This window comes from Tenacibaculum ovolyticum DSM 18103 (assembly GCF_000430545.1).
In the GTDB taxonomy this organism is placed as follows: Bacteria; Bacteroidota; Bacteroidia; order Flavobacteriales; family Flavobacteriaceae; genus Polaribacter; species Polaribacter ovolyticus.
The window spans coordinates 51,904-62,495 of record NZ_AUMF01000019.1 but is presented as its reverse complement, the minus strand read 5'-3'; the positions used below and the strand labels follow the sequence as shown (position 1 = coordinate 62,495).

At 30.3% G+C, this 10,592-nt stretch carries 11 protein-coding genes; 10 read left to right on the top strand and 1 reads right to left on the bottom strand.

The window, feature by feature from the left end; all coding sequences use genetic code 11:
• Positions 1-49: 49 nt before the first annotated feature.
• Positions 50-358, top strand: a complete 309-nt coding sequence (locus tag H518_RS0107530; protein WP_028888487.1) for a DUF3467 domain-containing protein — start codon at positions 50-52, stop codon at positions 356-358.
• Positions 359-419: 61 nt separating this feature from the next.
• Here the strand turns inward: H518_RS0107530 and H518_RS0107525 are convergent, their stop codons facing one another.
• The gene (locus H518_RS0107525; protein WP_028888486.1) at positions 420-1,106 is read right to left on the bottom strand and encodes a Crp/Fnr family transcriptional regulator; all 687 of its coding nucleotides are present in this window, start codon (positions 1,104-1,106) and stop codon (positions 420-422) included.
• 105 nt (positions 1,107-1,211) lie between these two features.
• Here H518_RS0107525 and H518_RS0107520 point away from each other — a divergent pair, with 105 nt between their 5' ends.
• From H518_RS0107520 to H518_RS0107485, 9 genes are all read left to right on the top strand, one after another.
• Complete coding sequence (locus tag H518_RS0107520; RefSeq protein WP_028888485.1) at positions 1,212-3,584, top strand: heavy metal translocating P-type ATPase; 2,373 nt, start codon at positions 1,212-1,214, stop codon at positions 3,582-3,584.
• Positions 3,585-3,589: 5 nt separating this feature from the next.
• Positions 3,590-3,922, top strand: coding sequence for an AraC family ligand binding domain-containing protein (locus H518_RS0107515; RefSeq protein ID WP_028888484.1), 333 nt, complete (start codon positions 3,590-3,592; stop codon positions 3,920-3,922).
• A gap of 4 nt (positions 3,923-3,926) precedes the next feature.
• The gene (gene deoC, locus H518_RS0107510) at positions 3,927-4,592 is read left to right on the top strand and encodes a deoxyribose-phosphate aldolase (RefSeq protein ID WP_028888483.1); all 666 of its coding nucleotides are present in this window, start codon (positions 3,927-3,929) and stop codon (positions 4,590-4,592) included.
• Between the two features lie 67 nt (positions 4,593-4,659).
• Positions 4,660-5,358: a purine-nucleoside phosphorylase gene (gene deoD / locus H518_RS0107505; protein WP_028888482.1), complete on the top strand. Its 699-nt coding sequence runs from the start codon at positions 4,660-4,662 to the stop codon at positions 5,356-5,358.
• An 83-nt stretch (positions 5,359-5,441) separates the two neighbouring features.
• Entirely contained in the window at positions 5,442-6,803 is a 1,362-nt protein-coding gene (gene hemN / locus H518_RS0107500) for an oxygen-independent coproporphyrinogen III oxidase (RefSeq protein WP_028888481.1), read from the top strand.
• Positions 6,804-6,919: 116 nt separating this feature from the next.
• On the top strand, positions 6,920-7,090 hold the full coding sequence (ccoS, locus tag H518_RS20815) for a cbb3-type cytochrome oxidase assembly protein CcoS (RefSeq protein WP_064965835.1): 171 nt from the start codon (positions 6,920-6,922) through the stop codon (positions 7,088-7,090).
• A 26-nt stretch (positions 7,091-7,116) separates the two neighbouring features.
• On the top strand, positions 7,117-9,318 hold the full coding sequence (ccoN, locus tag H518_RS0107490; protein ID WP_028888480.1) for a cytochrome-c oxidase, cbb3-type subunit I: 2,202 nt from the start codon (positions 7,117-7,119) through the stop codon (positions 9,316-9,318).
• A gap of 5 nt (positions 9,319-9,323) precedes the next feature.
• The gene (locus H518_RS20810) at positions 9,324-9,491 is read left to right on the top strand and encodes a cytochrome C oxidase subunit IV (RefSeq protein WP_081411167.1); all 168 of its coding nucleotides are present in this window, start codon (positions 9,324-9,326) and stop codon (positions 9,489-9,491) included.
• An 11-nt stretch (positions 9,492-9,502) separates the two neighbouring features.
• Entirely contained in the window at positions 9,503-10,582 is a 1,080-nt protein-coding gene (locus H518_RS0107485) for a cbb3-type cytochrome c oxidase N-terminal domain-containing protein (protein WP_231891909.1), read from the top strand.
• Positions 10,583-10,592: the final 10 nt, after the last annotated feature.

Below are 10,592 nucleotides of genomic sequence, written 5' to 3'. Positions count from 1 at the left end.
TAATAGTAAGGCCTCTAAATTTTAGAGGCCTTTTTTTATTCTTATTTTTATGGAAGAAAATAAAGACCCACAATTAAACATAGAGTTAGATCAGGATATAGCTGAAGGAACTTATAGTAATTTAGCTATAATTAATCATTCAGTATCTGAATTTATAGTTGATTTTATTAATATAATGCCTGGTGTACCAAAGGCTAAAGTAAAATCTAGAATTATTTTAACACCACAACATGCTAAGAGACTCACAAAAGCTTTAGCTGAAAATGTTCGTAAGTTTGAACAAGCTAATGGTGAGATTAAGGATTATGAGCAAGTACCAATTCCAATGAATTTTGGCGGAACAACAGGGGAAGCTTAAAAATAAAAAAACGTCTAATATTAGACGTTTTTTTTATTTCAATATTATTTATAAAAGTAAATTAAAAACCAGTAGAAATATCTTTTAAAGCTTGAGTATCAATAATAAAAACTTCTTTACCTTTTAAGTTAATTATTTTTTTCTTTTTAAATTCTGAAAGTAATCGAATAGCACTTTCAGTAGCAGTACCAATAATGTTCGCAATATCCTCACGAGATAAATGTATATCTAAAGAACCATTTTCGTTTTTAGCAAACTTACTATCAAGACTTAATAAAGTAGCAGCTAAACGCTGTTTAACTGTTTTTTGAGCCATATCAACAATAAAGTTATCTGCAGTTTTAAGAGATAAAGCCATGTTTTTAAGAATATCCATAGTAAATTTAGGATTATTTTCTAAATCTCTAACAATTTCATCTTTAGGAATAAAACAAATTTCCATATCATTTACGGCAATAGCTTTTAAGTTAGAAGCTTCATCGTTTATTAAACTACGCTCTCCTAATAAATCACCTTTTCGAACAAGATTTACAATCTGATCTCTACCATTATCACTCATTTTCGAAACCTTACAAATACCGTCCTTTATACAAAAAACACCATTTATATGTTCTCCTTCTTCAAATAAAACTTCTCCTTTTTTAATTGTTTTAGATGTTTTACAGCCAGATATTCTAACTAATTCATCTTTTGTGAGCGACTTTAAAGAATTAAACTGACGAATGATACATTGTTCACATTTGCTCATAGATATTGTACTTTGGTGGTAATGCAAAGATATTGAAAAAGCTGATAAATATCATGTTTTAATTTCAGTTCTTATAAGATATTTGTAATAGGCAAACGAGTAAATATGGAAAGCACAAAATGTTTTCATTGTGGTAACGAATGCGATACCAAAACTATTACCGTACAAGAGAAATTCTTTTGTTGTAATGGATGTAAGACGGTTTATGAAATTTTTTCAGAAAATGATTTAACGTGTTACTATGATTTTCAAAACAATCCTGGAGCTGTTCCAGAAGAAATTCAAGGGAAATACGATTTTCTTGAAAATGAAGCTATTGTAGATAAACTATTAGAGTTTAACGATGGTAGTATGCATGTTGTAAACTTATACATACCTCATATACACTGTAGTTCTTGTATTTGGATATTAGAAAACTTACATAAGTTACAAAAAAACATTAGCGCATCACAAGTTGATTTTCCTAAAAAAACAGTACGAATCACATATAACTCTGATATTATTTCATTAAAAGAAATAGTGTTATTATTAAGTTCTATTGGTTACGAACCTTATATAAGTTTAGAAGATTATGAGGTTGGAAAAAAGAAAGTTGACCGTAGTTTAATTTATAAACTAGGAATTGCTGGATTTGCTTTTGGTAATGTTATGTTTTTGTCATTTCCTGAGTATTTTGAAGTGTCGGGTTTTTGGTTAGAACAGTATAAAGGAATATTTCGATGGTTAATGTTTTTGTTTTCCCTTCCTGTTGTTTTTTATGCAGCACAAGATTATTTTATTTCAGCATATAAAGGATTACGTTCTAAAATTTTGAACATTGATATTCCAATTGCTTTAGGAGTTTTAGTCTTATTTATAAGGAGCTCAATAGAGATTATTTTTGATTTGGGAACTGGTTTTTTTGATTCACTAACCGGTTTAGTTTTCTTTTTATTATTAGGGAAATTTTTTCAACAAAAAACATATAATTTTTTGTCTTTTGAGCGAGATTATAAATCATATTTTCCAATAGCAGTTACTCGAATCACTTCTAAAGGTGAAGAAGAAAATGTACAGATATACGATATAGAAAAAGGCAATAGATTGTTAATTAGAAATCAAGAGTTGATTCCTGTTGATGGAATTTTAATTAATGGAGAAGCCAATATTGATTATAGTTTTGTTACAGGGGAAGCAGTACCTGTATTAAAAAAATCAGGAGATAAGATATTTGCAGGAGGAAAACAATTGTCTGGAGTTATAGAAATGGAAGTTTTAACATCTGTTTCACAAAGTTATTTAACACAATTATGGAGTAATGATGTTTTTAAAAAAGATAAAAACTCTTCTTTTAAAACATTAACTGATTCAATAAGTCAACATTTTACATTAACAATTTTAGTAATTGCTTTTGTAGCCGCAACATTTTGGTTGTTTTATGATGCCAGTAAAGCATTAAATGTATTTACTGCAGTGCTAATTATTGCGTGTCCTTGTGCAATAGCCTTAGCCGCTCCATTTACTTTAGGAAATATGCTACGTATTTTAGGGAAGAAAAAAATTTATCTAAAAAACGCAACAGTTATTGAACAGTTAGCAGCAATAGATAGTATAATTTTTGATAAAACAGGAACTTTAACAACAAGTAAAGAAAATCAAATAGATTATAAAGGTAATACTTTAAGTTCTGAAGAAAAATCGGTTTTAAAAAGTGTTTTAAGAGCTTCAAATCATCCATTGAGTAGAATGTTATATGATTCTTTAACAGAAGAGACCATTCTTATAAGTAACTTTAAAGAATATACAGGTAAAGGTATTGAAGCAAAATATGAACAATTAAAGATAAAGATTGGTTCATCATCATTTGTTAAAAATAAAAAGGAAGAAATTAATTTAGACACATCAGTTCATATTAGTATTAATGATGAATATAAAGGGAAATATATTTTTAAAAATGCATACAGAAAAGGTATGGAAGGTTTGTTTTCTGAATTGAATTCGAATTACAATTTAGCAGTCGTTTCTGGAGATAATGAAGGAGAGAAAAAATATTTAGAAGAATTGTTGCCAAATGGAACATCATTTTTATTTAACCAAAAACCAGAAGATAAATTAACCTATGTAGAACAACTACAAGCTAAAGGAAATAGTGTTATTATGATTGGTGATGGTTTAAATGATGCAGGAGCTTTAGCGCAAAGTAATGTTGGTATTGCTTTATCAGAAAATATTAATGTTTTTTCACCAGCTTGTGATGCTATTTTAGACGCTTCTAAGTTTAATAAAATAGGAAGTTATATTAGAGCTTCAAAAAAAGCAATTCAAATAATTAAGTATAGTTTTATACTCTCTTTATGTTATAATTTAATAGGATTATATTTTGCAACAACAGGACAACTAAAACCTGTAATAGCAGCAATATTAATGCCTTTAAGCTCTATTAGTATAGTGTTATTTACAACTATTGCAACAAATTTATTAGGAAAAAAAATAAAATAGATATTATGAAAGTAGCCTCATTTTTAAAAGATATAAAGTTTAGTGATCATAAACCGGCTGTATCATTGTTATTAGATACAGATTTTTCTAAAGAAATACGAGTTGTATTTAAAAAAGGACAAGTGATGGAAGATCATCAAGCTCCTTTTGCAATAATCGTTCAGGTAGTAAAAGGGAGTATTGATTTTGGAGTGAATAATGAAGTAAAACAATTAAGTATTGGCGATATAATTTCATTAAAACCACAAGTTGTTCATAACCTTATAGCAATAGAAGAAAGTATTGTGCGATTAACATTATCTAAATCAGACACTGTAAAAAGAGTGAAAAACGTATAACTTTATGCAGATAAGTAAATATATAGATCACACGTTATTAAAAGCTACAGCAACAAAAAAAGATATTATTAAGCTGTGTAGAGAAGCTTTAGATTACAATTTTTACGCAGTTTGTGTAAACGGTGCTTATGTAGCGTTAGCGAAACAAGAGTTAATAAATTCTGATGTGAAAATAGCAGCAGTAATTGGTTTTCCTTTGGGAGCAATGACAACTGAAGCTAAAGTTTTTGAAGCTAAAAATAGTATCGAAAATGGTGCTTCAGAAATTGATATGGTTATTAATGTTGGTAAGTTATTAGATGGTGAAAGTGATTATGTTGAAAATGAAATAAGGTTGATAAAAGAAGCAATTGGAAATAATGTTTTAAAAGTAATTTTTGAGAACTGTTATTTATCGAAAGAACAAATAAAAAAAGTTTCGAAATTAGCTGTAAATGCAGGAGCAGATTTTATAAAAACATCGACAGGTTTTGGTACTGCAGGAGCAACTTTAGAAGATCTTTTGATAATGAAAGAAACTATTAAAGGTAAAGCATTAATAAAAGCAGCAGGAGGAGTTAGAGATAAAGAAACAGCTGAAAAGTATATTAAAATGGGAGTAGCTCGCTTAGGAACATCATCAGGAGTTTCTTTGGTTATAAAAGGAGTTTCTGATAAAAACCAATATTAAATTTAGATTTTTGTTAATCTGAATTTGTTCCAGTTTTATATTTTAAATAACGTTTAAAAAAGGAAAAATGAGTGTACATATAGCCGCAAAAAAAGGAGAAATTGCAGAAACTGTTTTATTACCAGGAGATCCAATGCGAGCAAAATGGATTGCTGAAACATTTTTAGAAAATCCTATTTGTTATAATGATGTTCGTGGTATGTTAGGTTTTACAGGAACTTACAGAGGAAAACAAATTTCTGTGCAAGGAACGGGAATGGGAATTCCATCTACGTTAATTTATGTACACGAATTGATTAATGAATACGGAGTAAAAAACTTAATACGTGTAGGTTCAGCTGGGTCTTACCAAAAAGAAGTTAAAATTCGTGATATTGTTATAGCAATGTCAGCCTCTACAAATTCAGGATTAAACACTATTCGCTTTAATGGAGCAGATTATGCGGCAACAGCAAGTTTTAAGCTGTTTCAAAAAGCGTTAGAAACAGCAAGTAGAAAAGGGATACCGTTAAAAGCAGGAAATGTTTTAAGTTCAGATGAGTTTTATGCTGATGATTTTGAAAGTTATAAAAAATGGGCTGAATATGGTGTGTTATGTGTAGAAATGGAAACTAATGGATTGTACACAATAGCAGCAAAACATAAAGTAAATGCATTAGCTATCTTAACAATTTCAGATAGTTTAGTAACAGGAGAAAAAACGACAGCAAATGAAAGAGAGTATACTTTTAAAGAAATGATAGAAATTGCTTTAGAATTAACTTAATTATTTTCAGCTCGAGAACAATCGAGAGGTTATTAACTTAATAAGGTTTTGGTTGCGATAAACTTTATATAAATAATAAACAAATGAATTCACTCATACAAAAATATAATATTCCAGGACCAAGATATACTAGTTATCCAACGGTTCCTTATTGGGAAAACGAAACATTTTCTAAAGAAAAATGGATTGAAACATTTAAAAAATCGTTTATAGAAAGTAATTCTTCAGAAGGAATTAGTGTATATATTCATTTGCCTTTTTGTGAGAGTTTATGTACGTTTTGTGCATGTCATAAGCATATTACAAAACGACACGAAGTAGAAGAAGATTATATAGATACAGTTTTAAAAGAATGGAATTTATATACCAATTTGGTTGATGAAACTCCAATTATAAAAGAGATTCATTTAGGTGGAGGAACACCAACTTTTTTCTCAAAAGAACAGTTAAAAAAACTAATTGATGGATTGTTTATAAACGCAAAAAAACATCCAAATCATGAATTTAGTTTTGAAGGTCATCCTAATAATACTACAAAAGAACAATTACAAACTTTGTTTGATGTTGGCTTTACTCGTGTAAGTTATGGTGTACAAGATTATAATGAAAAAGTACAAGTAGCAATTCATAGAGTGCAATCTTTTGAAAATGTTGAAAGAGCAACACGTTGGGCAAGAGAAATAGGGTATACATCTATTAGTCACGATTTAATTTTCGGATTGCCATTTCAAACAAAAGAAAATGTAATTCATACCATTAATAAAACAAAAGAATTACAACCTGATAGAATTTCATTTTACAGTTATGCACATGTGCCATGGGTAAAAGGTGTTGGTCAGCGAGGATTTAATGAAAAAGATTTACCTAAAAACGAAGAAAAACGTGAATTGTATGAAATAGGTAAGGAGTTATTTGCTGAAATGGGCTATGTAGAAATAGGAATGGATCATTTTGCATTAAAATCAGACAGTTTATATAAAGCAACTCAAGAAAAAACATTGCACCGAAATTTTATGGGATATACAGCAAATAAAACCCAGTTAATGGTTGGTTTAGGAATGTCATCAATATCAGATTCATGGTATGGCTTTGCACAAAATGTAAAAACAGTAAAAGAATATCAAAAAATAGTAAACGAAGGAGAGATTCCGGTATTTAGAGGACATATTTTATCTGAAGAAGATTTAATTATAAGAAAACATATATTAAACATTATGTGTCACTTTTTCACTTCGTGGGATGAAGCACATTTACAAGTTGAAAATATAGAAATTCATTTAGAAAAACTAGGTGAAATGATAGATGACGGATTGGTTACTATTGACGGGAGTAGTTTGTCAGTTCCTGAAGAAGCTAGACCATATGTGCGTAATATTTGTATGGCATTTGACAAGCGATTGCATAGAAACAAGCCAGAAACAAAGCTATTTTCTATGACGATTTAGGTATAAATAAAATGATTAACTTTAAGTTTTTCTTAACAAAACTATAAAACATGACATTTGTCATTTTTTAAGAAGGTCATCAAAACTAAATTTGTAAAACAATTATCAGGCAAGATATGAGCGTTATTTACTTACTACTTACACTAAGTATATTAGTGGCAATTATTTTTTTTATTGCATTTATCGTTTCGGTAAAAAATGGACAATACGATGATTCGTATACGCCATCTGTTCGTATGCTATTTGATGACGAATTAGTAAAAGAAGAAACAAAAATCAATAACTAACAATAGATATTAAATTCAATTAGATTATGGAAATGCAACAATTTTATTACGATAATAAGATCGTGAAAAAATTCATTTACGCCACACTACTATGGGGAATTGTAGGTTTCTCAGTAGGTTTACTGTTGGCATTAATGTTTTTATTCCCAAATATAACAGACGGAATTTCATGGTTAAGTTTTGGTCGTTTACGTCCGTTACATACAAATGCAGTAATTTTTGCTTTTGTAGGAAATGCAATTTACGCAGGGGTTTATTATTCGTTACAACGATTGCTTAAAGCACGTATGGCGAGTGATTTCTTAAGTAATTTTAATTTTTGGGGATGGCAGTTAATTATTGTTGCAGCTGCAATTACATTACCTTTAGGGTATACAAGTTCAAAAGAATATGCTGAGTTAGAATGGCCCATAGATATTGCAATTGCATTAGTTTGGGTAGCCTTTGGTGTAAACATGATTTGGACAATTCTTCAAAGAAGACAACGCCATTTATATGTAGCTATTTGGTTTTATTTAGGAACCTTTGTAACCGTTGCAGTATTACATATATTTAATAGTTTAGCTTTACCAGTAGGGTTTTTAAAGTCTTATTCTGTATATGCAGGAGTGCAAGATGCTTTGGTTCAATGGTGGTATGGGCATAATGCAGTAGCATTTTTCTTAACAACACCGTTTTTAGGGTTAATGTATTACTTTGTTCCAAAAGCAGCAAACAGACCCGTATATTCATATCGATTATCAATCGTTCACTTTTGGTCGCTAATTTTTATTTATATCTGGGCAGGACCTCACCACTTATTATATACTGCATTACCAACTTGGGCTCAAAATTTAGGAGTAGCATTTTCTATTATGTTATTAGCACCTTCTTGGGGAGGAATGATAAACGGATTATTAACACTTCGTGGAGCTTGGGATAAGGTTCGTACCGACCCTGTTTTAAAATTCTTTGTAGTTGCAATTACAGGTTATGGTATGGCAACTTTTGAAGGACCAATGTTATCTTTAAAGAATGTAAATGCAATTGCACACTTTAGTGATTGGATTATTGCACACGTTCACGTTGGTGCTTTAGCTTGGAATGGGTTTTTTACTTTCGGTATGATTTACTGGATGGTTCCAAGAATGTTTAAAACAAAATTATACTCTACAGCATTAGCTAATTTCCATTTTTGGATTGGTACTTTAGGAATCATAATGTATGCATTACCAATGTATGTTGCAGGTTTTGTACAAGCTTCTATGTGGAAACAATTTAATCCAGACGGAACATTAGCATACGGTAATTTCTTAGAAACTGTTAATGAAATTATACCAATGTATTGGATGCGTGCTATTGGAGGTAGTATGTTTATTGTAGGAGCATTTGTAATGCTATACAATATGATAAGAACTGTAAGATCTGGTACCGATGTTACTGATGATTTAGCAGAAGCAGCACCTTTAACAAAAGTTTCTAAAAACAGAACAAAAGGAGAAGGATGGCATACTTGGTTAGAAAGAAAACCAATAAAATTAACAATTTATGCAACTATAGCAATCTTAATAGGAGGTGTTGTTCAGATTGTACCAACATTATTAGTTAAATCTAATATACCAACAATATCTAGTGTAAAACCATATTCACCTTTAGAATTAGAAGGACGTGATATCTATATTAGAGAAGGATGTGTAGGATGTCACTCTCAAATGGTACGACCATTTAGATCGGAAGTTGAGCGATATGGAGAGTATTCTAAAGCAGGAGAATTTGTATATGATCATCCGTTCTTGTGGGGGTCTAAACGTACAGGGCCAGATTTACATAGAATTGGAAGCAAATATTCTGATAGTTGGCACTTAAATCACATGTATGATCCGCAAAGTACATCACCAGGTTCTATTATGCCTGCGTATCAATGGTTAGTAAGAAGTAAATTAGATAAGAGTGCTACAGAAGATAAAATGAAGGTAATGGTTTCTTTAGGAGTACCTTATACTGATGAGGAAATAGCAAATGCACAAGCTAATATGGATGCTCAAGGAGCTAAAATTCAAGAGAATTTACATCAAGATCCTGACTTTGCTAAAAATTATGCTTCAGATAAGAAATATGCAGAAGAGAATGGACAAACTTTCATAGAAATGAAAGATAGAGAAATTGTAGCTTTAATATCTTATTTACAAAGATTAGGTACAGATATTAAGGTAAAAGATGTTCAAAAACAATTAAGTACTAAAAACTAGAACTCATGTTAAAATTCGTAAAAAACCATATGGAGAGTATTACAGGTATAGAAATATACCCTATGATCTCACTAACAATATTCTTTACCTTTTTTATGGTGTTATTTTGGTGGGTGTTTACAGCCAAAAAAGAATACATAAGCAAGGTAAGTGATTTACCTTTAAATGACTAAAACAAATTATTATGAAAAAATATATTCAATCAATAGTATCTTTTCTTTTTGTTTTTTCAATGCCGTTTATTTTAGCAGAGGCATTTAAGGCATATAAAGAACCTTTTAATTTTTTAGAAAACCCAGTAGTCTGGTACATTACAATAGGTTTTGGATTAGTTATTCTTTTAAAAGAAGTTTTATCGAATACCGTTGTAAATAAAGCTAACGAATCAATACCGAAAAACTATACAAGAGTTCAATCGGTTATTTCATTCTTGTTTACATTTTCAACACCTTTTGTATTAGCAGAAGCTATTAGTTCTTATGTAAAACCTTTTAATGTTTTAGAGAATCCAATAGTTTGGCTAGGTATTATAGCCTTTGGTTCGGTTATTTTGGCAAAAGAAGTTCTTACCATATTAGGAGTTAAGAAAATTGAAGACACTGCAATGGTTAAAGCAGGAATAAACCCTGATGAGGTAGATCATTGGGCTTGGGCTAAAAAGTTAATAACAAAATGGACAGAAGCCAAAGCTGTAGAGCAAGAAGAAGAAATTATCTTAGATCATAATTATGATGGTATTAAAGAATTAGACAATACGTTACCGCCATGGTGGGTATATATGTTTTATGGAACTATAATTTTTGCAGTTGTTTATTTAGTACGATTTGAAGTGTTAGATGGGTATACGCAAGATATGGAATATGCGCAATCTGTAGCAAAAGCTAAAAAAGAATTAGCCGCTTTCAGATCAACATCTAAAGAAGCAATTATTGATGCAGAAACAGTAACAATTTTAACATCAGAAGCTGATTTAAAAAGAGGAAAAGCTGTATATAAATTAAACTGTGCTGCATGTCATATTGGCGATGGTGGTGGAGGAATTGGACCCAATTTAACCGATAAATATTGGCTTTTAGGAGGTGGTATTAAAAATGTATTTGCCACTATTACAAATGGGGGTAGAGACGGAAAAGGAATGGTTGCTTGGGGTAAAACTTTAAAACCAAAAGATATACAAAAAGTAGCAAGTTATATTATGTCTATGCAAGGTACCACACCAGCAAAAGCGAAGCCTGCGCAAGGAGAATTATATGAAGGTGAATAAAAGTATAAAA

Bases quoted from the DNA above. Each gene is read 5' to 3' on its own strand.
- H518_RS0107525 (WP_028888486.1), bottom strand. From the start codon at position 1,106: ATGAGCAAATGTGAACAATGTATCATTCGTCAGTTTAATTCTTTAAAG.
- H518_RS0107530 (WP_028888487.1), top strand. From the start codon at position 50: ATGGAAGAAAATAAAGACCCACAATTAAACATAGAGTTAGATCAGGAT.
- hemN (WP_028888481.1), top strand. From the start codon at position 5,442: ATGAATTCACTCATACAAAAATATAATATTCCAGGACCAAGATATACT.
- H518_RS20810 (WP_081411167.1), top strand. From the start codon at position 9,324: ATGTTAAAATTCGTAAAAAACCATATGGAGAGTATTACAGGTATAGAA.
- H518_RS0107520 (WP_028888485.1), top strand. From the start codon at position 1,212: ATGGAAAGCACAAAATGTTTTCATTGTGGTAACGAATGCGATACCAAA.
- H518_RS0107515 (WP_028888484.1), top strand. From the start codon at position 3,590: ATGAAAGTAGCCTCATTTTTAAAAGATATAAAGTTTAGTGATCATAAA.
- ccoN (WP_028888480.1), top strand. From the start codon at position 7,117: ATGGAAATGCAACAATTTTATTACGATAATAAGATCGTGAAAAAATTC.
- deoC (WP_028888483.1), top strand. From the start codon at position 3,927: ATGCAGATAAGTAAATATATAGATCACACGTTATTAAAAGCTACAGCA.
- H518_RS0107485 (WP_231891909.1), top strand. From the start codon at position 9,503: ATGAAAAAATATATTCAATCAATAGTATCTTTTCTTTTTGTTTTTTCA.
- deoD (WP_028888482.1), top strand. From the start codon at position 4,660: ATGAGTGTACATATAGCCGCAAAAAAAGGAGAAATTGCAGAAACTGTT.
- ccoS (WP_064965835.1), top strand. From the start codon at position 6,920: ATGAGCGTTATTTACTTACTACTTACACTAAGTATATTAGTGGCAATT.